This window comes from Acidovorax sp. GW101-11A03 (assembly GCF_059424825.1).
In genome coordinates this window covers 1-22,866 of sequence record NZ_JBWKZU010000022.1, presented here as the reverse complement: position 1 = coordinate 22,866, position 22,866 = coordinate 1, and the positions used below count along the sequence as shown (strand labels likewise).

The following is a 22,866-nucleotide window of genomic DNA, read 5'->3' as shown; positions in this document are numbered from 1 at the left end:
GAATGCAGGGCGAGCGCGGCCTGGCCAGTTCGCCGCCCTGGCCCTCAAGCCGACGCGGGGCGCCGCGCGGCCGCGTCCTGCACCGCCCGGGCGGCGTGGCGGGCCGCATGGTCGCGCGCCCAGCCCAGCACCTCATGGGCGGCCATGGGCCGTGCGATGCCGTAGCCTTGCGCCCGCTCGCAGCCCAGCTCCAGCAGCCGGGCCGCGTGTTCGGCGGTCTCCACGCCTTCGGCCACCACATGGCGGTGGAAGGCGGCGGCCAGGGCCAAGATGGCCTGAACCAGGGTGAGGTCGTCGCCGTCCTCCAGAATGCCGCGCACGAAGGACTGGTCGATCTTGATCGTCTCGGCGGGCAGGCGCTTGAGGTAGGACAGCGACGAGTAGCCGGTGCCGAAGTCGTCCAGCGCAAACCGCACGCCCAGGGCCTGGCAGCTTTGCATCATGCTGCGCATGTACTGCATGTCTTCGAGCGCGGCGGATTCGAGGATCTCCAGCTCCAGCCGGGTGGGGGACACCTCGGGGCAGGTGTGCAGGATGTCCTTGAGGCGCGGCACGAAGTTGGGCCTGTGGAAGTGGGCTGCGGCGATGTTGACGCTGACCTCCCACTGCATGCCTGCGTCGGTCCACTGCCGCATCTGGGCCAGGGCCTGGCGCAGCACCCATTCGCCCAGCTCGACCTGTAGGTCGGTGTCTTCCACCAGGGGCAGCAGGTGTTGCGGGCCCAGCAGGCCTTCGGTGGGGTGCTGCCAGCGCAGCAGGGCCTCCAGCCCGATGATCTCGCCGGTGCGCAGGTTGACCTTGGGCTGGTAGTGCAGCACCAGCTCGCCCGCGTGCAGGGCCTGGGCCACGCGGGTCTGGCGGGTGTGCTGGGTCTGCACGGCGTGATCTTGCTGCACGTCGAACACGTGCAGCTGGTTGCGGCCAAAACTCTTGGCCTGGCACATGGCCTGATCGGCGTGGCGCAGCAGGGTGTCGGGGCTGGCGTTGTCGTGTGGGAACACGGCCACACCAATGCTCACGGTGGTGTTCACCTCGCGGTTGTCGATGGCATAGGGCGCGGCCAGTTGTTGCATCAGCACGGTCAGGCGGGCTTCGATGGCCGGGATGTCGGGCTGTTCGCCCAGCAGCAGCACAAATTCGTCGCCGCCCATGCGGGCCACGGCATCGCTTTGGGTGATGAAGGCGCCCAGGCGCCGGGCGGTTTCCTTGAGCAGGCGGTCGCCCACGCGGTTGCCAAAGGCGTCGTTCACGGCTTGGAAATGGTCCAGGTCCAGCATGCACACGGCCAGCAGCAGGCCCTTGTTGCGGGCCACGAACAGGGCGTGCGTGAGGCGCTCGGCCAGGGCAGTGCGGTTGTAGAGCCCGGTCAGCGGGTCGTGCCGGGCGTGCCAGGAGATCTGGTGGCGCAGGTTGCGGGCTTCGGTCACATCGCGAAACACCAGCACGCAGCCCACGGCCTTGCCGTTGTGCTGGCGGATGGGCGAGGCGGTGTATTCGATGGCGTAGCGTTCGCCCGAGCGGTGGATCAGCACCTCGTGGGTGGCCTGCTGCAGCGCGCCGGGCTGGCTGTCGCGCTCGGCGGCGGAGCTGGCATTGCGGCTGGCGGGCTCTTCGTACAGGCGGAACACATCGTCCAGCTGCCGGCCCACGGCCTGCTCGGCGGTGAAGCCGGTCATGAGCTGCGCGGCCTCGTTGAGGGTGTCGATGCGCCCCGCCAGGTCGGTGGTGATGACCCCGTCGCCGATGGATGCAAGCGTGACTTCGGCGCGCTCCTTCTCGGCCTGCAGGGCCTCTTGGGCGCGCTTGCGTTCGGTCACGTCCACCAGGGTGCCGATGGTGCCCGCCAGCGAGCCGCTGGTGCTGGTGAAGGGCGCTTCGTAGTACGCCATGTACAGCGGCGGCTGGTGGACGGTGTGGAGGGGGTGGATCGCGACCACGTTGTCCTGTGCGTTGGCGACCTGGGCCGAGTGTTCGGGCGCCAGGGCCTCGGGCACGTTGGAGGCGTGGTGGGCACCGGTCGGGTCCACCGGGGCCTGGAAGAGCCGCTGCCACGCACGGTTGGTGTCCACATAGGTGCCGTCGGCATCGCGCACAAACACGGGCAGGGGCAGGGCGTCGATCAGCTGCCGCGTGAAATGCAGTTGCTCGCTTTGCTGGCGCTGGGTTTCGTGCAGCGACAGCACCAGCGACTGGACCTTGCCCGCCATGTCGTTGAACGCCTCGGCCATGGCCCGGGATTCGAGGGTACCGGTCACCTCCATGCGGGTGCCCAGGTAGCCCTGGCGGAACGCATCGGTGGCCTGTGCCAGCCGCCGCAACATGCGCGCATTGGCGCGCAGCAGCAGGGTGAGCAGGAACAGGATGGTGAAGATATTGAGCGCCGAGATACGGGCCTGGACGATCACCGTGCCCCAGACGCGGTCCACCAGCGGCTGGGTTTGCAGCGCGATGCTCAGGCGGCCAGGGGTGCCGTCGGCCAAGCGCTGGGCGGATTGCTGCAGGGGCCGGGGGATGTCCAGCCAGCGGGCGAACCATGCCGGGGCTGTCGGGGCGGTGGGGATGGGTGCGTGTACCTCGGCGGCAGGCAAAGCGGGTTGCTGGGCCGACTCGGAGGGCACCCATCGGAGCGCCTGCACGCCGGGGCCCAGGTGGGTGATGCCGTCCTGCAGGATGCTGCTGAGGGTGGCTGCATCAGCGGTGGGCACCGCCGCGAGGCGCGGCAAGAGGTAGTCGCTGGCTCGGCGTAGCTCGGCCGCAGCATGGCGGTGGACCTCTTCGGTTTCGGCCTGCAGCAAGTAGTGGTAGCGCACGCCACTGACCAGCAGGATGATCAGCGCGATGGGGATGTAGAGCCGGGGGTAGGTGCCCCGCAGAAGCCAGGTGCTGAGATTTGCGGTGCGCGTCATCGGCGGTGGCCCTCTCCCCCATCCCAGGTAATGAATCGTTAATTAATGGTGAACCGGGGGGAGTCTAGCCGCTGGTGCAGCGCGGGCTGCTTTTTCACCGCAGCTTGGTGGGCGACTGTGGTGAGGTTGTGACATTTTGTAATGATCAACCCCGGGTCACGGCTGCCGGGGCCTGCGTGGTCGGCTGAAGGCCAGTGCCGGGCCCGGACGGCCACCGTGTCAGAGCGATTGCGCCAACATGTCCCGGTACTCCTCGGGCTTGGCAATGCGCGGGTTGGTCTTGTGGCAATGGTCGGCCATGGCGCCTTTGATGATGTCGTCGAACATCGCCTCGTTCACGCCCATGGCGGCCAGGCCGGTGGGCAGGCCCAGGCGGGCGTTCATGTCGCGGATGGCCTCGGGGATGTCGCCTGCGCTGGCCAGGCCCATGGCGTGGGCCATGCGCTCCAGGCGCTTTTCCTTCTGCACCGATTCCGCCTGCGCATTGAAGCGCACCACGGCGGGCAAAAACATGGCGTTGAGCGTGCCATGGTGCAGGCGCGGGTTCACGCCACCCAGGCTGTGGCTGAGCGAGTGCACGGCACCCAGGCCCTTCTGGAAGGCCATGGCGCCCTGCATGCTGGCGCTCATCATGTGCAGGCGTGCGTCGCGGTCGCTGCCATTCTTGGTGGCCTGCTCGATGTTTGCCCAGCCGCGCGTGAGGCCATCGAGCGCAATGCCGTCGGCGGGTGGGTTGAACGCGGCAGACATGAAGGTTTCCATGCAGTGCGCAATCGCATCCATGCCGGTGGCCGCCGTGAGCATGGGGGGCAGGCCGAGGGTGAGGTCCGGGTCGCAGATGGCCGTCTTGGGCACCAGGTTCCACGAGTGAAAGCCGAGCTTGCGGTGGTCATCCACGATGATGATCGCGCCGCGCGCCACCTCGCTGCCCGTGCCGCTGGTGGTGGGCACGGCGATCAGAGGCGCGGCGCGGTCCGTGATGCGCGGCGAGCCGCCTTCGATGGTGGCGTAGTGCGTCAGTGGCCCTTCGTGCGTGGCCGCAATTGCGATGCCCTTGGCGCAGTCGATGGCGGAGCCGCCACCCACGGCAATCAGGCCGTCGCAGCCCTGGGCCTTGTACATGTCCACGGCGGCGCGCACAGCGGCCTCAGTGGGGTTGGAGGGGGTCTGGTCAAACACGGCCACCGTCATGCCGGGCAGCGCATCCAGCGCCTTTTGCAGCACGCCAGCGGCTTTCACGCCGGGGTCCGTCACGATCAGCGGGCGAGTGATGCCCACGCGTTCGCATTCCTGCTTCAGCAGTTGGACGGCGCCGAATTCAAACTGGATCTGGGTGACGTAGTAGATGAAAGCCATGGTGCAACAGGATGTGTGAATGGGAGTGCCAGCGATTACGATAGCCCGCCAGCCCTTGGTATGGGTTCTGAGCCCACTTTATAAGGAGGAGACACGCGTGAAAACGAAGCAAACCCTGATGGCGGCCCTGCTGGCCGTCGCATCTGTGACAACGGCCCAGGCCCAGTGCCTCACGGACGCGCAGGCCGCCGACCTGGTGGCCAACTATGTGGCCAAGACCCCGGCCGCCAACCCCGAGAACCTCACCGACGCAGATGGCGCCTGCACACGCGGCAAGGTGAACGCGTTGCTGGCCCAGCGCATGGGCAAGGTGATCGGCTACAAGGCCGGCCTGACCAACCCCGCCGTGCAAAAGCGCTTTAACACCGACAAGCCCGTGTGGGGCAAGCTCTACGAAGGCATGGTGCTGGCCAGCGGTGCTACGGTGGACCCTGCATTCGGTGCCCGCCCCCTGTACGAGGCCGACATGCTGGTGCGCGTGAAAAGCGCTGCCATCAACCAGGCCAAGACCCCCATGGACGTGCTGGACGCCGTGGACCAGATCATCCCGTTCATCGAACTGCCCGACCTGATGGTGCAGGCGCCACCCAAGCTCAACGGTGCGGGCGTGACGGCCATCAACGTGGGTGCCCGCCTGGGCGTGGCCGGTGCCCCCATTGCGGTGCCCGTGTACCGGGGCGAACGTTTTGCCATGCTCAAGGCCCTGGCCGACATGAACGTGTCGTTGACCGATGGCGCGGGTGCGCGCCTGGGCGGCGGCAAGGGCAGCGACATCCTGGAGCACCCGCTCAACGCCGTGGTGTGGCTGGCAGGTGCGCTGGCACAGGAGGGCCTGGCCATGCAGCCGGGCGATCTGATCAGTCTGGGCTCGTTCTCGCCGCTGCTGCCGCCCAAGTCGGGGCTGTCGGTGACAGCGACCTATGAGGGCCTGCCGGGCGCCGCACCCGTGCGCGTGACCTTCAAGTAAGTCTCCCCATCAGCCCGCCGCTGCGCGGGCGTTTTCTTTCTGCCACCGAGACCCTCACCGTTGACTGACCTGCACATCCACCACACCCGCCTGACTCCGCAGATGCGCAGCGTGCTCGAACGCATGGCCCGCGCCGGGCACCCGCCGCTGCACACGCGCACGCCGCAAGAGGCACGTATCGCCTACCAGGCAGGTGCCGATGTGCTGGAGGTGCCCCAGGCTGCGCTGGCGCGGGTGGAAGACCTGCAGATCCCGGCCCGCGACGGTGCTCAGCTGCCCGCTCGGCTGTACGCACCCAGCACCGACAAGGGCCTGCCCATGCTGCTGTACACGCACGGCGGCGGCTTCACCATCGGCAACATCGCCACGCACGACATCCTGTGCCGCGAGCTGGCGCGCCTGGCCGGTTGTTTGGTGGTGTCGCTGGGCTACCGGCTGGCGCCGGAGCACCGCTTTCCCACGGCCAGCAACGATGCCTGGGACGCGCTGCAGTGGCTCGCTGTCAACGCGGAACGCCTTGGCGCTGACCCCCAGCGCCTGGCCGTGGGCGGTGACAGCGCAGGCGGCACGCTGGCCGCTGTCAACGCCATTCTGGCGCGCGATACGGGCCTGCCGCTGGCGCTGCAACTGCTGATCTACCCCGGCTGCGCGGCGCACCAGGACACGCCGTCGCACGCCACCTTTGCACGCGGCCTGGTGCTGGAGGAGCCCGCCATCAGCTGGTTCTTTGGCCATTACGTAACCACGCGCGAGGAGCGCGAGGACTGGCGTTTTGCGCCGCTGCTGGCGCCGGACGTGGAGGGCGTGGCACCCGCGTGGATCGGTCTGGCCGAATGCGACCCGCTGGTGGACGAAGGCATTGATTACGCCGACAAGCTGCGCCTGGCGGGCGTGCCGGTGGACCTGGACATCTACCGCGGTGTGACCCACGAATTCATCAAGATGGGCCGCGCCATCCCCGAAGCGCGCAAGGCCCATGCCGACGCGGCCCGTGCGCTGCGCCTGGCTTTTCACCTGGAGTAAATCAATCCATGCAACGCAGTGACTTCCGTTGTTTCCACCGCCTGCGCGTGCGCTGGGCCGAGGTGGACATGCAAAAGATCGTGTTCAACGCGCACTACCTCATGTACATCGACACGGCCATGTCCGACTACTGGCGCGCGCTGGCATTGCCGTATGAGGCGAGTCTGCTGGCCCTGGGCGGCGAGCTGTATGTGAAAAAGGCCACCGTGGAATACCACGCCTCGGCGCGGCTCGATGACACGCTGGACGTGGGCATGCGGTCCACGCGCATCGGCAACTCGTCCTGCCTGTTTACGGCCGGCATTTTCTGTGGCGACCGGCTGCTGATCTCGGCCGAACTGGTTTATGTGTTTGCCGACCCGGCCACGCAGACCTCCCGCCCCGTGCCGCCCGCACTGCGCGCGATCTTTGAAGGCTTTGAAGCGGGCGCCGAGATGGCCGAGGTGCGCACCGGCGACTGGAACACCCTGGGCCGTGACGCAGGCCGCGTGCGCACGGCGGTGTTTGTGCACGAGCAGGGCATTCCCGCCGAAGTCGAGGCCGATACCCACGACATCTCAGCCCGCCATGCCGTGCTCTACAACCGGCTGGGCATGCCCATCGCTGCAGGCCGCCTGCTGCAGCCCTCACCGGGCGTGGGCCGCATTGGCCGCATGGCGGTGGACCGCTCGGTGCGTGGTGCGCAATGGGGGCGACAGTTGCTGGATGCGCTGGTGGACGCGGCGCGTGCCCGGGGCGACACCGAGGTGCAGCTGCACGCCCAGAGCAGCGCCGAGGGCTTTTACCGCCGCGCGGGGTTCGCCGTGGTGGGTGAGCCCTATGAAGAAGCCGGTATCGCGCACATTGCGATGGCGCGGCAGTTACAGTGATTTGCTATTAAAAAGTGAGCTTCCTGCGCTTGATAGACGCGCGCAAGAGCCCATTTTTGTTCAAATATCTTCGAGCAGAGGGTAGGGCAGGGGACCCAACGACAGCGCCACGCCGCCCGCCGCACCTACCTGCAAGTTGCCTTCTTGCGCTGCGCTGATCTGCAGCGACACGATGGTGTCGAAACCTCCGCTCGGTGCGGGTGCCACCTGCACGACCGTGCCGCAGGGCTGCTCCAGGTCTGCTGTGTTGAACACCTCGGCACCCACGGCCACCTCGGCCGCCGCGTGGGCGATGTAGGCGCGGCGCTTGAGCGTGCCGCGAAACTGGCTGCGCGCCACCACTTCCTGGCCGGGGTAGCAGCCCTTCTTGAAGTTCACGCCGCCCACGGATTCGTAGTTGAGCATCTGGGGCACAAAGGCCTCGACCAAGGGCGTGGTCAGCGTGGCCACGCCGCTTTTTACTTCGCTCCAGCGCCACAGCGCCTCGTCCAGCGCGGGGCCTGTGGGGGCGGGGTCTGCTGCCGGGGCCACCCGCAGCGCGCGGGGCTGGCCGTTGGCGGGGTAGAGATGGACCACCGACGCGTTGCCGGTGTCGGCCTTGGTCCAGGCGGGCTGGTTGCCGCCCGGAACAGCGTCTCCGGCCAGGCCGTACAGGGCAAAGTCGTTGGTGGCGTCGGTGAGCTTGGCTTTGGCGCGCAGCACAAACATCGACAGGCGCTTGAGCGTGGGCGGCAGCAGGTCGCGGCTGCAGACCAGCAGCACCTCGGTGGCGCTGCGCTTGAAGCCGATGAAGCTGGCCTGCATGCGGCCCTTGGCCGACAAGAAGGCCGCGAGGCGGGCCTGGTCCATGCCGAGCAGGGCGAAATCCTGGGTGAGCTGGCCGTGCAGAAACTTGGCGGCGTCTTCGCCTTCCACGCGAATCACGCCGAGGTGGGACAGGGGGGCTATGCCATTCAAGGGGTAGGTCATCGCTGAATTATGATGCCCTGATTCATACATATTGGTAGCAGGGTTGTGCGACGTTTACTGGCTTTGATCGTGTTGGTGGGGATCGCACTGGGCGGTGCCGCTTACTGGTGGCTGCACCAGCCGCTGGACCTGGGGCCCGAGCCGCTGGAATTGGCCATCGAGCCCGGTACCACGCCGCGCGGCGTGGCCCGCGATGTGGTGGCGGCGGGAGTGAAAACGGATGCTCGCCTGCTCTACGCCTGGTTCCGCGTCTCGGGGCAAGACCGCGCCATCAAGGCTGGCAACTACGAAATCCCGCCCGGCACCACGCCCATCAGCCTGCTGCAAAAGCTCGCCCGGGGCGAAGAGGCCTTGCGCGCACTCACCCTGGTCGAAGGCTGGAACTGGCGCCAAGTGCGCCAGGCGCTGGCCAAGGAAGAGCAACTCAAGCGCGACTCCGCAACCCTGACCGACGAAGCGCTGATGGCCCAGCTGGGCCGCCCCGGCGTGGCGCCCGAGGGGCGCTTCTTCCCGGACACCTACACCTACGCCAAAGGCTCCAGCGACATCGCCTTGCTGCGCCGGGCGATGCATGCCATGGACCGGCGCCTCGAAGCCGCCTGGGCGCAGCGCGCGACCGACACGCCGCTCAAATCGGCGGACGAAGCACTGATCCTGGCCAGCATCGTTGAAAAAGAAACCGGTAAGGCCAGCGACCGGGGCCAGATTGCGGGCGTGTTCGTCAACCGCCTGCGCGTGGGCATGCTGCTGCAGACCGATCCCACGGTGATTTATGGCCTGGGCGAGAAGTTTGACGGCAACCTGCGCAAGCGCGACCTGCAGACCGACACCCCCTGGAACACCTACACCCGCCCCGGCCTGCCGCCCACGCCCATCGCCATGCCTGGCAAGGCGGCTTTGCTGGCCGCCGTGCAGCCTGAGGCCACGCGCGCGCTGTACTTTGTGGCCAAGGGCGATGGCAGCAGCCACTTCAGCGCCTCGCTCGAGGAGCACAACCGCGCCGTCAACCGCTACCAGCGCGGGCAGCAGTAAACAGTTTCTTGAACCAAGGCGCCCATGTCACGACCCGGTCTGTTCATTACGTTTGAAGGCATCGACGGTGCAGGCAAGTCCTCGCACATCGAGGGCCTGGCCGCGGCGTTCCGCACCCAGGGCCGCACGGTTACCGTGAGCCGCGAGCCGGGCGGCACACCGCTGGCCGAAAAGCTGCGCGAGATGGTCCTGAACGACCCCATGGATGCGCTCACCGAGTCCCTGCTGATCTTTGCCGCCCGTCGCGATCACCTGCGCAATGTGATCGAGCCCGCTTTGGCCCGGGGCGACGTGGTGCTGTGCGACCGGTTCACCGACGCCACCTTTGCCTACCAGGGCGCAGGGCGGGGCTTCGATTTGAGTGTGCTATCAATTTTGGAGCGCCTGGCACAGACAGGACTGGCGCCTGATGCCCGTTTGATGCGTGAACCCGACCTGACGGTGTGGTTTGACCTGGCGCCTGAGGTGGCGGCCGAGCGGTTGGCCGGCGCGCGTGTGCCCGACCGCTTCGAGGCCCAGCCGGTCGAGTTCTTCCGCCGCGTGGCCCAGGGCTATGCAGACCGCGCAGCTGCCGCACCGCAGCGTTTTGCACGCCTGGATGCAGCGCAGGAGCGCCACCGTGTGTGGCAACAGCTCACCAGCGTGTTTGTGCGCAAGGGCTGGCTGGCCATCATGGTGGCCACGCAGGGAGGGCCGCAATGAGCGAGTCCGCCGTGCCATTGGCGCCCTGGATCGCCGCGCAGCGCACCAGCCTGCTGGCCCAGCGCGGCCATGCATGGCTGCTGCAGGGGCCGTCGGGCCTGGGGCAGTACGCCCTGGGGCTGGAGTTGGTCCGCGCATGGTTGTGCGATGCGCCAACCACGCAGGGTGCCTGCGGCCAGTGCGGCAGCTGCCATGCCATTGACGTGCGCACCCATGCCGACCTGTGCGTGCTGATGCCCGAGATTCAGATGATGGCGCTGGGCTGGCCCCTGTCGGAAAAGGCGCAGGCAGACATCGACGACAAAAAGCGCAAGCCCAGCCGAGAGATCCGCGTGGAAGCCATGCGCGATGCGGTGGAGTTTTCGCAGCGCACCTCGGCGCGTGGCAAAGGCAAGGCCGTGCTGGTCTACCCGGCCGAGCAGATGAACCATGTCACGGCCAACGCGTTGCTCAAGACACTGGAAGAACCGCCGGGCGACGTGCGTTTTGTGCTGGCCAGCGAGGCTGCGCACCAGCTGCTGCCCACCATTCGCAGCCGCTGCCTGGGCCACACCATGGTCTGGCCTGTGGAGGCCGACAGCTTGGCCTGGTTGCAGGCCCAGAGCGTGGCCAGGGATGCTGCAGCGTCGTTTCTGCGTGCGGCAGGCGGGCGGCCCGAGGACGCCCTGGCGCTGGCCCAGTCGGGCCGCAGCCCGCAGGCCTGGTCCGCCTTGCCGCAGGCGGTGGCGCGGGGCGATGTGACGGCGCTGGGCGACTGGGCTCCGGCCCAGGTGATCGACGCGCTGCAAAAGCTCTGCCACGACCTGCTGGCTGCCAGCGTGGGCGCCGCACCACGCTACTTTGCACCGGCCGATCTGCCCAAGGCACCGCCGCTGGGCGCGCTCACGCGCTGGTCGCGCGCGCTGTCCAAGGCCGCGCGCACGGCAGACCATCCGTTCAATGGCGGGCTCATGCTGGAGGCGCTTGTCGCCCAGGCGCGAAACACCCTACACTCCAGACACTAAGTCGCACCCCCACCCATGAGCAGTCCATCCACCGCGCCCCGTCCCAGCGTCATGCAGCTGGCCATCAAGGAAAAGGCCGCGCTTTATGCCGCCTACATTCCTTTTTTTGCCGAAGGGGGCATCTTTGTACCCACCCAGCGCGACTACAAGCTGGGCGACGATGTCTATGTGCTGCTGACCTTGCCCGACGACACCCAGCGTTACCCCGTGGCAGGCCGCGTGGCCTGGGTGACGCCGGCCCGCGCTGCAGGCAATCGCACCCAGGGCGTGGGCATCCAGTTCCCCAAGGACGAAAAATCCCGCCAGCTCAAGGCCAAGATCGAGGAACTGCTGGGAACTGCGCTGGGCTCGGACCGTCCTACCCAGACCATCTGACCGCGCCGCCGCTGCCTCTGTGCCGACCCGCGCTGGCTGGTCGGCATTTTTGTTTTTCATCACATGTTCACTGATTCGCACTGTCACCTCAACTTCCCGGAACTGGTCAGCCAGCTGCCCGCCATCCGCCAGGCCATGGCCGAGGCGCAGGTCACCCGGGCCCTGTGCATTTGCACCACCATGGAAGAGTTCGAGGGCGTGCACGCCCTGGCCCTGGCCCATGACAACTTCTGGAGCACGGTGGGCGTGCACCCCGACAACGAGGGTGTGACGGAGCCCAGCGTGCAGGATCTGCTGGACCGCGCGGCGCTGCCGCGTGTGGTGGCCATTGGCGAAACCGGACTCGACTACTACGGTATGGAAGACCGCAAAGGCGGGCGCAGCATTGCCGACCTGGAGTGGCAGCGCGATCGCTTCCGCACCCACATCCGTGGGGCGCGGGCCTGTGGCAAGCCCCTCATCATCCATACGCGCAGCGCGTCGGATGACACGCTGGCCATCTTGCGGGAAGAGGGCGAGGACGGTGCGGGCAACAAGGCGGGCGGCGTGTTCCACTGCTTTACCGAGTCCATGCAGGTGGCGCGCGCCGCGCTGGATCTGGGCTACTACATCTCGTTCTCGGGCATCGTCACCTTCAAGAGCGCGCAGGAGCTGCGCGACGTGGTGGCCTTTGTGCCGCTGGACCGCATGCTCATCGAGACCGACAGCCCCTACCTGGCCCCGGTGCCCTACCGTGGCAAGACCAACAATCCGTCGTATGTGCCCCATGTGGCCCGGCAGGTGGCAGAGACCAAGGGCCTGGCGCTGGAAGTGGTGGCGGAGGCCACCAGCCGCAATTTCGACCGCTTGTTCCCGGGGGTGATGGCATGAGCCTGCAACGACGTTCTGCCTTGGCTGCTGTGGCGTTGGGCCTGGTGTCTGCCCGGGCCTGGGCGGGTGCTTATGAAGATTTTTTTGTAGCCATCCTGCGAGACGATGGCGATGCGATCGCTGCATTGCTGCGCCGGGGTTTTGACCCCAACACGCGCGACCCCAAGGGGCAGGTGGGGCTCACGTTGGCTTTGCAGAACGGTGCCAACAAGGCCTTTGCAGCACTGTTGGCCTCGCGCCAGGTGAACGTGGAAGCCCGCAATGCCCAGGACGAGAGCCCGCTCATGATCGCCGCGATCAAGGGCAACGTGGATGCGGTGAAGGCGCTGATCGCCCGAGAGGCCGATGTGAACAAGACCGGCTGGGCGCCGCTGCACTATGCGGCATCGGCGGGCTCGCCGCAGCATGCGGTCATCATCTCGCTGCTGCTGGAGAACCATGCCTACATCGATGCCACCTCGCCCAACGGCACCACACCACTCATGATGGCCGCGCACTATGGCTCGATCGAGGCGGTGCAGCTTTTGCTGGACGAGGGCGCAGACCCTACGCTCAAGAACCAGCTGGGTTTGACTGCCGCCGATTTCGCCTTGCGTGTGAGCCGCACGGAGTCTGCCGAGAAAATTGCTGCCGCCATTCGGCGGCGCCAGCCCAACCGGGGCAAGTGGTAAACAGCAGGTAGCCTGCTGTCGCCGAGGGCTACTCTGGCGCGGCGCTGCCGACGGCTGGACGCGCCTGCAGGCGGGCATACAGCCCACCTTGCGCCATCAGTGCGCTGTGGGTGCCTTGTTCGGCAATGCGGCCGCGCTCCATGACAACCACACGGTTGGCGTGTTCGATGGTGGAGAGGCGGTGGGCAATGACCAGTGTGGTGCGGCCCTGCATCAGGCGCTGCAGGGCGTCCTGCACCAGCCTCTCGGATTCGGTGTCGAGCGCTGAGGTTGCTTCGTCCAGGATCAGGATGGGGGCATCCTTGTACAGGGCCCGTGCAATGGCCAGCCGCTGGCGCTGCCCGCCCGACAGTTGCGTGGCGTTGTGGCCAACGATGGTGTGGATGCCCTGGGGCAGTCCCGCGACATGCCCCGCCAGGTTCGCGGCTTCCAGGCAGTCGCGCACCCGTTGTTCGTCCACCGTGGTTCCCAGTGCCACATTGGCTGCAATGGTGTCGTTGAACATGACCACGTCCTGGCTCACCATTGCAAACTGCGAGCGCAGCGACCCCAAGTCCCAGTCCTGAACGGGATGACCATCGACCAGGATGTTGCCCTCTACGGGTGCAATAAAACGCGGCAGAAGGTTGACGAGTGTGGTCTTGCCTGAACCGGACGGGCCAACAAGTGCCACGATTTCACCGGGCGCCACTTTCAGGCTGATCTGGTCCAGGGCAGGTGCATGGTCCGGCCCGAAGGACACCGTGACCCGTTCCAGCGCCAGCTCGCCCCGGACCCGATCGGTGCGGTACTGGCCGCCACTTTCGGCGCCGGTCTCGCCCAGCAGTGCCAGGCCGCGCTCCAGGGCCGCCACGCCGCGCGTGATGGGGCTGGCAACATCGGCCAGGCGCCGGATGGGGGCGATGAGCATCAGCATGGCCGTGATGAAGGCTGCAAAGCCCCCCACCGTGACACCCTTGGCATCCACGGCCCCACGGCTCTGCCAGAGTGCGATGCAGATCACCACCGACAGTGCGGCTGCGGCGAGCAGCTGGGTCAGTGGCGTCATGGCTGCAGACGCAATCGTGGATTTGATGGCCAGCCGTCGCAGGCTGTGGCTGAGGCCCTCAAAGCGCCGGGCCTGGCTCTCCTGGGCACCGTGCAGCCGAACCATGCGGTGAGCCAGCACGTTTTCCTCCACCACATAGGCCAGTTCGTCAGTGGCCTGCTGGCTGCTTTTGGTGAGGTGGTAAAGCCGCTTGGACAGCGTCTTCATGATCCAGGCGACGCCGGGCACCACCACTGCCACGATCAGCGTCAATTGCCAGTTCAGGTAGAGCAGGTAAAACAAGAGTGCGACCAGCGTGAATCCGTCGCGCGAAATCCCCATCAGCGCCTGCACGAGCAGTGTTGACCCGGTCTGGACTTCATAGACCACAGTGTTGGACAGCGCACTGGCGGATTGGCGGCTGAACAGGCCCATTTCTGCGGCAAGCACCCGTTCAAACAACGAAGTGCGCAGGGTAAGCATGCCTTCATTGGCGATGCGCGCGAGGGCGTACTGGCCCACAAACTGGGCAAGCCCGCGCACGAAGAAGATACCCAGAATGGCCAGAGGGACCATCCACAGCTCCAGGCTCCCTTGGGTGAAGCCTTGGTCCAGCAGGGGCTGCAGCAGGGCCGGGATCAGGGGTTCGGTCACTGCCCCCACGAGGGTGGCGGCAATCGCCAGGCCCCAGGCCAGCCGCTGGCCGCCGAAATAGACGGACAGCCGCTTCAGGCGCGTGGTCAGGCTGGCGGGTGGCGAGGAGGGGGCGTGGGCAGGCGTAGAGCCCGTGTCGGTGGCATGCATGTGGCCCGGATTCTAAGGTTGTGCTCCTTGGGGCCGCAGTCTGTGCCCAAGGCGCATACCCAGCCCAACCGGATATGGTGCACATGAAGCACATGTGGAGGCACAGTTTGTCACAGGGGGTTTACCGCTGTGTGTACCATTCAGGGTTGCCCTTCGGCATTTGTTCGGCCACTGCTGGATGCCAATGACCACAGATCGAATCTCCAAACACCTCTCCTTTGCGGCTTCGCCGCTTCCCTTGCGCCGCCAGCTTTTGGCCGCGCTCATTGCAACCCCCTCCCTTCCGGCCCTGGCGCAGTTTCGCGTCGAGGTGACGGGCGTGGGTCTCACCCAGTTGCCCATCGCCATTGCCCCCTTCCGGGGCGAGGCACAAGCCCCCCAGAAGATTGCGGCCATCATCCAGGCCGATCTGGAGCGCAGTGGCCAGTTTCGCGCCATCGACGCTGCGGGCGCGGCACTGGACGAAACCGCCCGTCCCGATGTAGCGCTGTGGCGGCAAAAAAGTGCCGACTCGCTGGCCACGGGCAGCGTGACGCGGCTGGCCGACGGGCGTTTTGATGTGCGCTTTCGGCTGTGGGACGTGGTCAAGGGGCAGGACCTGGGAGGGCAGAGTTTTGTCGTGACCCAGGGCGACTTGCGCCTGGTGGCACACCGCATTGCCGATTTCATCTACGAAAAGCTCACGGGCGAGCGCGGCGTTTTCTCAACGCGCATCGCCTATGTGACCAAGACGGGCCCCCGTTACAGCCTGTGGGTGGCCGATGCCGATGGCGAGAACGCGCAATCGGCGCTGTCGAGCCCGGAGCCCATCATTTCCCCCGCCTGGTCGCCCAATGGAGGGCAGCTGGCCTATGTGTCCTTCGAATCCCGCAAGCCGGTGGTCTATGTGCACGACGTGGCGTCAGGCCGTCGCCGCCTGATTGCCAACTTCCGGGGCTCCAACAGTGCGCCTGCCTGGGCACCGGACGGGCGTTCGCTCGCGGTGACGCTGAGCCGCGACGGTGGCTCGCAGCTCTACACCATCGACGCGAATGGCGGCGAGCCTCGTCGCCTGATGCAGAGCTCCGGCATTGACACCGAGCCGGTGTTCTCGGGCGATGGCCGCAGCATCTTTTTTGTTAGTGACCGTGGTGGCGCCCCCCAGATCTACAAGGTAGGTACCTCGGGCGGAAACGCCGAGCGCGTAACCTTCACGGGCACCTACAACATCTCGCCCACGGTGAGTCCGGACGGGCGCTGGCTGGCCTATATCTCCCGCGTGGGCGGGGCTTTCAAGCTGCACGTGATGGACCTGTCCACAGGCACCGTGAATGCCGTGACCGACACCATGGCCGACGAAAACCCGAGCTTTGCCCCGAACAGCCGCCTCATCGTGTACGCCACCCAGCAGCAGGGGCGTGAGGCACTGATGACCACCACGCTGGACGGCAAGATCAAGGCCCGCCTTGCAGGGCAGGCGGGCGATCTGCGCGAACCCGACTGGGGTCCGTTTCAAAAGCAATGAACTTATCGACATTTTCAGTTATCAAGCCTTCAGGAGAAATTTGGATGATCAAACGTTTTACCCTTGCCCTTACCGTTGTTGCGCTGGTCGCCGGCTGCAGCTCTGGCGTGAAGCTGGACGATGTTCCCGTCGAAGACAAAAACGCAACGTCCACCATGGGCGGTGCCAACAGCGGTGCCAACTCTGGCAATACGTCTCAGAGCGGCGTGGCCGGTGTGGATCTGGGACAATCCGGCCGCGATGGCGCAGGCCCCGTGGGCGTGGCGCGCATCGTGTACTTCGACTACGACAGCTATGTCATCAAGCCCGAGTTCCAGTCCGTGATCGAAGCGCATTCCCGTTTCATCAAGGCAACCCCCAACCGCAAGGTCATGATCGAAGGCCACACCGATGAACGTGGTGGTCGCGAGTACAACCTGGCACTGGGCCAGAAGCGTGCGGAGGCTGTGCGCCGTTCGCTGGGCCTGCTGGGCGTACCGGACAGCCAGGTGGAAGCTGTGAGCTTTGGCAAGGAGAAGCCCGCAGCCCAGGGTGGTACAGAAGATGTGCACGCGAAGAATCGCCGTGCTGAACTGTCCTACCGTTGATGCGAACCGCTGCCGTGGTGTTCCCTCTTCGGCTCTTGGCGGCTGCCGCGTTGTCGGTGGCCTTGCTGCCCTCGGCCCAGGCGGCCATTTTTGAGGATGGCGAGGCACGCCGGGCCATCCTGGAAATGCGCCAGCGCGTGGATGGTCTGCAAATGTCCAGCCAGCGCTCTGCCGAGGAACTGCGCAAGCTGGGTGAAGAAAATGCCCAGCTGCGCCGCAGCCTTCTGGATCTGCAGACGCAGATAGAGACTCTGCGGGCTGAGCAGGCCAAGCTTAATGGCCAAAACGAGCAGCTGCTGCGCGACGTGGGCGACCTTCAGCGACGCCAGAAGGACATCGCCCAAGGGGTGGATGAGCGGCTTCGCCAGTTCGAGCCCGTCAAGGTGGCGGTGGATGGCAAGGAGTTTCAGGCGGATCCTGCAGAAAAGCGGGATTTCGAGGCCGCACTTGCGGTCTTCCGATCCGGCAAATTCCCCGAGGCCAGCACGGCATTCGCGGGATTTGTGCGTCAGTATCCGCGCAGCGGTTTTGTGCCATCAGCGCGCTTCTGGCTTGGCAACGCCCAGTACGCCACGCGGGAGTACAAGGATGCCATCGGTAACTTCAAACAAATGCTGGCGGACGCGCCCGGCCATGCCCGGGCTCCGGAGGCCGCTTTGTCGATTGCCAACTGCCAGATCGAACTCAAGGACACGCGCACCGCACGCAAGACGCTGGAAGATCTGGTTCGCGCCTACCCACAATCTGAGGCGGCTGTCGCTGCCAAAGAGCGTCTGTCCCGCTTGAAGTAATGCCGGGCGAGATCGTTTCGCCGGGGTTGCCTTTGCCGCAAGAGTCTGAGGCTTCACTGGAGCGCCGGTTTGGTGGGTTGGCGCGGTTGTATGGCGTGGAAGGCGTGGCGAGAATCCGCCGCGCTCATGTTGCCGTCATCGGCATTGGCGGGGTGGGGTCCTGGGCCGCAGAGGCGCTGGCGCGCAGCGGCGTGGCCCAGATCACCCTGGTCGATCTGGACCATGTCGCCGAGTCCAATATCAACCGCCAGATTCATGCGCTGACAGATACGGTGGGCCAGGCCAAGGTGCTGGCGATGCGGGACCGTATTGCCCAGATCCATCCGGCGTGCACCATTCATTGCATTGAGGAGTTTGTGGAGCCTGGCAACTGGCCTGGGTTATTGACGACCCCAGTTGATGCGGTCATCGATGCCTGTGACCAGGTGCGGGCCAAGGTGGCTATCGCAGCATGGGCGCAATCTGCAGGTGTTCTGCACATTGCTGTCGGCGCTGCCGGTGGCAAGCGCCAGGCCCACAAGGTCGATGTGGATGACCTGGCCTACACGACCCATGACCCTCTGTTGGCGCAGTTGCGCTACCAGATGCGCAAGCACCACAGCGCACCGCGCGAGGGCAAGAAGATCGGTGTGACCTGCGTGTTCAGCCGTGAAGCTGTGGCTCCTCCCGATGCGTCCTGCAACATCCAGGGCGACGGCACTTTGAACTGCCATGGCTATGGCTCGGTGGTCGCGGTCACGGCCACCTTCGGGCAGTGCGCTGCTGGGTGGGTGCTCGACAAACTTGCGACAACTTCCAAGTTGGGGTCAAAAAAGACGCTATAATCCGAGGCTTTGCAGCAGTCTGATCAGTCTGGGTTGATGCAATCGGTCGGGACGTTAGCTCAGTTGGTAGAGCAGCGGACTTTTAATCCGTTGGTCACAAGTTCGAATCTTGTACGTCCTACCACCCATTCAAGGCCCTGTAGCAATACAGGGCCTTTTTGTTTGCTATCACAGTTGATGTATTCGCCGCTTCCGTTGATTGCGCTTGTTCCGCAACCATGATCGGTGTTCCGCAAAGTAAGTCAACTTGCTGCGATAGCGTGGGCTTCTTCGATTCTTTGAAGCTCAGTTTGCTCTGTGACTCCATCGCTCCCTATCCCAACCGACACATCTACAAATTCGCGTGTTTGTTTGGCTTTCATCGGGCACCGCGTCGAGCGCTGTGGCCAGCTCCGATGCTATCAAGGTGAATTCCCTGAGCTTGTCGGTAGGCATCTCCATGCGTGCGGCCGCCGTCATCATGTTGGTGATTTCGGTAGGAATCCTGCCGCTCAGCTCGCGCACGTCGCGCTCGGCCTGGTCCAACCCTGCTCGGTGTCGAAGCGGTGCGCAACCCTAGTACACGGGCTGCGGCGGGCGATTCCAGAACGCCCGCGCCGGTTTTGAGGGCCTTCCAGTTGGGCCGCAGCAGCATCAGCTCGCTGGCTCCGAAGTAGTTGCGGGAGGCCTGGGCTTCACTGATGGTGTCGCCCTGCGCGGCAGCGTAGACCATGGCGCGCAGCTTCCGGGCCACGGCAACCATGGCATCTGTCACGGCTTGGCGGTCCAGGACCGGGGTGCCCAGGATGCGCGGCCTCACGCCCGGCTCAGCCTGCGCCGACAGCAGCGCTTGCAGTCCGGTCTTTTTTTGCCTGTGGGGGGCCGATGACCTTCACGGCTTGGTCGGCCGCCTTCTCTTCATCGTCGGCGCTCACGCTATTTTCCACCCGCACGATGACCGGCTTGGGGCGGGTTTGTTCCTTGATGGCGTTGAGCGAGGCGGCCAGCGTGCCCGGCTCTCCCGCTTTACCGATGGCCGTATCAATCTTGGTGACAAGCACCGGGGTGTTGAGGTGAAAAGACAGCCGCATCAGTGTCCGAGGCTGTGGCCTCCGGGCCGTCATTGATTTCAGTGACGCGCACGCCGTGGAGGTTGCCAAGGGTGGCCATGCGCACACCGGCTGGGACGGGGAAATGGGATGTACTGATCTTCATCCCTTCCCACGCGTAAGGCCGCCGGCGGCGAATGCATGCGCCGCCTGCACATGAAAAAGCCCGCCGTGCGCGAAGCCGGGCGGGCTGTTTTCTGTGGCGGAGCTACGCAGAAACGCAATCCATCAGCGTCGCCCCCTTACGGTGTCTGCCTGTTCATCGCTCACGTTGTCGAGTTCGCCATGCAAGTGCCTCCACGAACCTTTGTGGCGAGAGCCGAAGATAAGCAAGCTGGCAAGTGACCAGAATAATCCGAACGCTACGACCAATACAAGCCACGTCAGCATGGCGCCGAGGGGCTTGTAGTCTCCGCCCCGCATAACCAGGGCTCCGGTCTGCCATGCCCAGAGCAAGAGACCCACAGGCACTATGGCAAACACAATGCCAATGGTCAGCCCGAGACGGGGGAGCGCCTTGCCCAGCCCTGCCACCACCCAGCAAACTGCCACCATCGTCACCAGCGCAGCCATATGTTCAGGCAGCACCAGCCAGCTCAATCCCGCCGCCAATATCTTCAACATGGCAGTTCCTACAACGGAGCCTTGATCCCCGCCACGGTTGGATGAGCTGGTTGGCTCGGGAGCTGGGTCTACATGTTCGAGCCTGCTGTTCAAAACCTCTTGCGCAATGGCCATGGTCGGAGCCGCAAGCATGCCCTTGGCGATTCGGTCCTCCAGCTCCTCGATGGGCATCCGGTGGTAAAGCGCTGCCAGTGAAAGTCGCTTCTTTTCGCTGAGAACATTCGTCATCTTGGCAGTCCAATGATTTGGTTGTCGGGCTGGGTGCCGTTTTTGTGAATCCGGGTGCCGTTTTTGGGGGGCGGACCCTGGTGACGGCAAGCGCAGGCGCCTGAACGAATGCGTGATGGACTATAGCCTGCGGCGGAGCGTTGGGGAGGGGGCAGGCTCCGGCGCTTGCACGCGGTGGCAAACGTTGTCAGTATTCGCGACCGATACGGTGGCGGGGTCTTCAAGGTGGATCAACTGGGCGGCGGCTTGGTCGGCCAACTGTCGGCACATGGCAATGAAGCGCTTGCAGACGTTGCAGATGCCAGCGCCGTTGCTCCGACGGAAGTCCGCAATGATCTTGAAGTCCGGCCCAAGGCGTCCGGTCAGCCACATCGGCTCGACATTGCGCTGGGCTTCGCGCTCCAGGCGGCGGCTCGATTGGATACGGTTGAGGTAGCCGCAAATGTGGAGCTTGAGCAGTACGGCCGGGTGGTACGCAGGCCGTCCGGTGACCGCTGGATTGATCTCACCGAAACCGAGCGACCGAAGATCCAGTTCGTGGTCAAACACATCGACAACGCGCACCCGATGCGTTACGCAGCGTCTGGTGTGCATTTCCAAAGGCCTCTCTCGCGGAGGCCTTTGTCTTTTCCGGCGTGTGTTTTGCAGGCGCCCCTGTAGGAGGGGGCGTGTTGCGCGTCACGGACTGGCCGTGGAGTCTGTTTGGTTCGGGGCAAAAAGGTCCCAGCTGGCAATGAACAGCGCAGCGATGACGGGGCCAATGACAAAGCCTGTGAGGCCGAAAAGTCCCATGCCTCCCAGTGTGGAGATGAGCACGATGTAGTCCGGCATCTTGGTGTCCTTGCCGACCAGGATGGGGCGCAGGACGTTGTCCACGAGGCCAATCACGCCGATCCCGAATGCGGTCAGCACCGCACCCTGCCACACGGCCCCGGTGGCGAGGAAGTAGATGGCCACCGGTACCCAGATCAGGCCTGCGCCCACAGCAGGCAGCAGTGACAGGAAGGCCATCAGTACCCCCCACAGAACCGGGCCCTGAATGCCCAGCACCCAGAAGATCAGGCCGCCCAGGGCCCCCTGAGAGGCCGCCACCACGATGTTGCCTTTGACGGTGGCTCGGATGACGGTGGTGAACTTGCTGACCAGCTGCCGTTTATGGGCATCGTCCAGTGGGGTCGCATGGCCAATCCGGCGGGCCAGGCTGGCGCCATCGCGCAGCAGGAAAAACAGGAGGTACAGCATGATGCCGAAGCCGACGAGGAACTCCAGCGTGTTCTGACCAATGCTCAGCGCTTGTGTTGCGACGAACTGGCTGGCTTGTACGGCAACGGAGGAGAGTTTTTGCTGCAACTCACCGATGCTGGTGAGATTCAGTCGCTCCAGAAGATTGGCGGCCCACGCAGGCAGGGCTGCGATCACCTGCTGCAGATAGAGCCCGAAATTGAGCTGACCTGAGCGCACCCGTTCGTAGATGACGCTGGCCTCCTGAACCAGCGACACGGTGATGGCGGTCATGGGCAGGATGACGATGACCAGGCAAAGCCCCAGCGTGCACAGGGCTGCCAGGGTGGGGCGCTTGGGCATGCGCTTGAGTAGCTTGCGATGCAGCGGGGCAAACAGGATGGCCAGAATCACGCCCCAAAAAACAGCGCCGTGAAACTGCCAGAGGATGGCTCCGAAGGCGATGGTCACGGCGATCAGCAGCAGCAGGAAGGCTTTGTCTTGGAGGTGATTGGGTGTCATGTCGCTTGGAGGCAATGAGATACCCGGAATGTACGCGAGGCCCGCAGATGTCAATATGTCGGCGGGCTGTTGTGGGTGCGCGCATGCCCCTTCCTTTGGGCGATCGCCCGTTCGGTGGCACAATACCGCCCGTACCAAGGCCCTTCCCCAGCCACAGTCGCATCCGCCAATCGGTTCAGCCGTGTCGCGGAAGGTTTCTCAACCAGCTAATGCTTTCCCAAGGAAAGCGGAGGTCAGCGGAATATGAGCGATACGACATCCGTCTATCAAGCCTACCAAGGCAACACTTACCTCTTCGGCGGCAATGCGCCCTATGTCGAAGAGATGTACGAAAACTACCTTGCCAACCCAGGTAGCGTGCCAGACAACTGGCGCGAGTACTTTGATGCACTGCAAAATGTGCCCGCAGTGGATGGCAGCAATGCCAAGGACGTTCCCCACCTGCCGGTGATCAATGCCTTTGCCGAGCGTGCAAAGCAGGGCGGTACTAAGGTTGTCGTCGCCACCGGCGCGGACTCCGAACTGGGCCGCAAGCGCACCGCGGTTCAGCAGCTGATCGCCGCTTACCGCAATGTGGGCGCACGCTGGGCCGATCTGGACCCGCTCAAGCGCACCGAGCGCCCCGCGATTCCCGAACTCGAACCCTCTTTTTACGGCTTCAGCGATTCCGACCAGGAAGTCGTGTTCAACACCAGCAACACGTTCTTCGGCAAGGAATCCATGCCGCTGCGCGAGCTGATCAATGCCTTGCGCGAAACGTACTGCGGCTCCATCGGCGCCGAGTACATGTACGCCACCGACCAGAATCAGAAGCGCTGGTGGCAGGAAAAACTCGAAACCATCCGCAGCAAGCCCAGCTTCGGCGCGGAAAAGAAAAAGCAGATTCTCGACCGCCTGACGGC

Annotated in this window: 21 protein-coding genes, 1 tRNA gene and 1 pseudogene; 15 read left to right on the top strand and 8 right to left on the bottom strand. The window is 65.0% G+C overall.

Annotation, left to right across the window (positions count from 1 at the left end; genetic code table 11):
• Positions 1–44 precede the first annotated feature (44 nt).
• Both AC07Z7_RS11300 and gbd read right to left on the bottom strand, forming a co-directional pair.
• Positions 45–2,906 carry a bifunctional diguanylate cyclase/phosphodiesterase gene (locus AC07Z7_RS11300; protein WP_494766285.1) on the bottom strand — a complete coding sequence of 954 codons (2,862 nt, stop codon included), beginning with the start codon at positions 2,904–2,906 and terminating at the stop codon, positions 45–47.
• A gap of 219 nt (positions 2,907–3,125) precedes the next feature.
• Positions 3,126–4,262 carry a 4-hydroxybutyrate dehydrogenase gene (gene gbd, locus AC07Z7_RS11295; protein WP_494766284.1) on the bottom strand — a complete coding sequence of 379 codons (1,137 nt, stop codon included), beginning with the start codon at positions 4,260–4,262 and terminating at the stop codon, positions 3,126–3,128.
• Positions 4,263–4,359: 97 nt separating this feature from the next.
• Between gbd and AC07Z7_RS11290 the strand changes: the two genes are divergently transcribed.
• The 3 genes from AC07Z7_RS11290 to AC07Z7_RS11280 are packed head-to-tail and all read left to right on the top strand — an operon-like array spanning position 4,360 to position 7,121.
• Positions 4,360–5,229, top strand: coding sequence for a 2-keto-4-pentenoate hydratase (locus AC07Z7_RS11290; protein ID WP_494766283.1), 870 nt, complete (start codon positions 4,360–4,362; stop codon positions 5,227–5,229).
• A gap of 60 nt (positions 5,230–5,289) precedes the next feature.
• Entirely contained in the window at positions 5,290–6,252 is a 963-nt protein-coding gene (locus tag AC07Z7_RS11285) for an alpha/beta hydrolase (protein WP_494766282.1), read from the top strand.
• Positions 6,253–6,260: 8 nt separating this feature from the next.
• Positions 6,261–7,121 carry a YbgC/FadM family acyl-CoA thioesterase gene (locus tag AC07Z7_RS11280; protein ID WP_252661493.1) on the top strand — a complete coding sequence of 287 codons (861 nt, stop codon included), beginning with the start codon at positions 6,261–6,263 and terminating at the stop codon, positions 7,119–7,121.
• Between the two features lie 60 nt (positions 7,122–7,181).
• On the opposite strand, the gene ygfZ is transcribed toward AC07Z7_RS11280, so the two are convergent.
• On the bottom strand, positions 7,182–8,090 hold the full coding sequence (ygfZ, locus tag AC07Z7_RS11275; RefSeq protein ID WP_494766281.1) for a CAF17-like 4Fe-4S cluster assembly/insertion protein YgfZ: 909 nt from the start codon (positions 8,088–8,090) through the stop codon (positions 7,182–7,184).
• Between the two features lie 45 nt (positions 8,091–8,135).
• Between ygfZ and mltG the strand changes: the two genes are divergently transcribed.
• The 6 genes from mltG to AC07Z7_RS11245 all read left to right on the top strand — a co-directional run bounded on the left by mltG (position 8,136) and on the right by AC07Z7_RS11245 (position 12,744).
• Positions 8,136–9,122: an endolytic transglycosylase MltG gene (mltG, locus tag AC07Z7_RS11270; protein WP_420807460.1), complete on the top strand. Its 987-nt coding sequence runs from the start codon at positions 8,136–8,138 to the stop codon at positions 9,120–9,122.
• A gap of 24 nt (positions 9,123–9,146) precedes the next feature.
• Positions 9,147–9,824, top strand: coding sequence for a dTMP kinase (gene tmk / locus AC07Z7_RS11265; protein ID WP_494766280.1), 678 nt, complete (start codon positions 9,147–9,149; stop codon positions 9,822–9,824).
• The gene (locus AC07Z7_RS11260) at positions 9,821–10,828 is read left to right on the top strand and encodes a DNA polymerase III delta subunit-related protein (RefSeq protein ID WP_494766279.1); all 1,008 of its coding nucleotides are present in this window, start codon (positions 9,821–9,823) and stop codon (positions 10,826–10,828) included. The genes tmk and AC07Z7_RS11260 overlap by 4 nt, the downstream gene beginning before the upstream one ends.
• 15 nt (positions 10,829–10,843) lie before the next feature.
• On the top strand, positions 10,844–11,203 hold the full coding sequence (locus AC07Z7_RS11255; RefSeq protein ID WP_015013859.1) for a PilZ domain-containing protein: 360 nt from the start codon (positions 10,844–10,846) through the stop codon (positions 11,201–11,203).
• A gap of 63 nt (positions 11,204–11,266) precedes the next feature.
• The gene (locus AC07Z7_RS11250) at positions 11,267–12,073 is read left to right on the top strand and encodes a TatD family hydrolase (RefSeq protein ID WP_494766278.1); all 807 of its coding nucleotides are present in this window, start codon (positions 11,267–11,269) and stop codon (positions 12,071–12,073) included.
• Complete coding sequence (locus tag AC07Z7_RS11245; RefSeq protein WP_094291021.1) at positions 12,070–12,744, top strand: ankyrin repeat domain-containing protein; 675 nt, start codon at positions 12,070–12,072, stop codon at positions 12,742–12,744. Before AC07Z7_RS11250 ends, AC07Z7_RS11245 begins: the two co-directional genes overlap by 4 nt.
• 28 nt (positions 12,745–12,772) lie before the next feature.
• Here AC07Z7_RS11245 and msbA read toward each other — a convergent pair whose 3' ends face one another.
• Entirely contained in the window at positions 12,773–14,575 is a 1,803-nt protein-coding gene (gene msbA / locus AC07Z7_RS11240; protein ID WP_494766277.1) for a lipid A export permease/ATP-binding protein MsbA, read from the bottom strand.
• Between the two features lie 184 nt (positions 14,576–14,759).
• On the opposite strand from msbA, the gene tolB reads away from it, so the two are divergent.
• From tolB to AC07Z7_RS11215, 5 genes are all read left to right on the top strand, one after another.
• Positions 14,760–16,079, top strand: coding sequence for a Tol-Pal system beta propeller repeat protein TolB (gene tolB, locus AC07Z7_RS11235; protein ID WP_094291023.1), 1,320 nt, complete (start codon positions 14,760–14,762; stop codon positions 16,077–16,079).
• A gap of 44 nt (positions 16,080–16,123) precedes the next feature.
• Complete coding sequence (pal, locus tag AC07Z7_RS11230; protein WP_063460469.1) at positions 16,124–16,666, top strand: peptidoglycan-associated lipoprotein Pal; 543 nt, start codon at positions 16,124–16,126, stop codon at positions 16,664–16,666.
• Positions 16,666–17,457 carry a tol-pal system protein YbgF gene (gene ybgF, locus AC07Z7_RS11225; protein ID WP_094291024.1) on the top strand — a complete coding sequence of 264 codons (792 nt, stop codon included), beginning with the start codon at positions 16,666–16,668 and terminating at the stop codon, positions 17,455–17,457. The genes pal and ybgF overlap by 1 nt, the downstream gene beginning before the upstream one ends.
• Positions 17,457–18,281, top strand: coding sequence for a tRNA threonylcarbamoyladenosine dehydratase (locus AC07Z7_RS11220; RefSeq protein WP_494766276.1), 825 nt, complete (start codon positions 17,457–17,459; stop codon positions 18,279–18,281). The genes ybgF and AC07Z7_RS11220 overlap by 1 nt, the downstream gene beginning before the upstream one ends.
• A 48-nt stretch (positions 18,282–18,329) precedes the next feature.
• Positions 18,330–18,405, top strand: a tRNA-Lys gene (locus tag AC07Z7_RS11215).
• A gap of 682 nt (positions 18,406–19,087) precedes the next feature.
• On the opposite strand, the gene AC07Z7_RS11210 is transcribed toward AC07Z7_RS11215, so the two are convergent.
• The 4 genes and pseudogenes from AC07Z7_RS11210 to AC07Z7_RS11195 all read right to left on the bottom strand — a co-directional run bounded on the left by AC07Z7_RS11210 (position 19,088) and on the right by AC07Z7_RS11195 (position 21,964).
• Positions 19,088–19,351 (bottom strand): hypothetical protein, encoded by a 264-nt coding sequence (locus AC07Z7_RS11210; protein ID WP_494766275.1) that lies wholly within the window; start codon positions 19,349–19,351, stop codon positions 19,088–19,090.
• A 246-nt stretch (positions 19,352–19,597) separates the two neighbouring features.
• The gene (locus tag AC07Z7_RS11205; protein WP_133066306.1) at positions 19,598–20,221 is read right to left on the bottom strand and encodes a hypothetical protein; all 624 of its coding nucleotides are present in this window, start codon (positions 20,219–20,221) and stop codon (positions 19,598–19,600) included.
• 255 nt (positions 20,222–20,476) lie between these two features.
• Positions 20,477–20,791, bottom strand: a pseudogene (locus tag AC07Z7_RS11200) (transposase); the annotation flags it as partial.
• A 108-nt stretch (positions 20,792–20,899) separates the two neighbouring features.
• On the bottom strand, positions 20,900–21,964 hold the full coding sequence (locus AC07Z7_RS11195; RefSeq protein ID WP_094291032.1) for an AI-2E family transporter: 1,065 nt from the start codon (positions 21,962–21,964) through the stop codon (positions 20,900–20,902).
• A 243-nt stretch (positions 21,965–22,207) separates the two neighbouring features.
• On the opposite strand from AC07Z7_RS11195, the gene AC07Z7_RS11190 reads away from it, so the two are divergent.
• Positions 22,208–22,866 (top strand): 2-oxoglutarate dehydrogenase E1 subunit family protein (locus AC07Z7_RS11190; protein ID WP_494766274.1); only part of this gene is annotated, 659 nt, incomplete at its 3' end.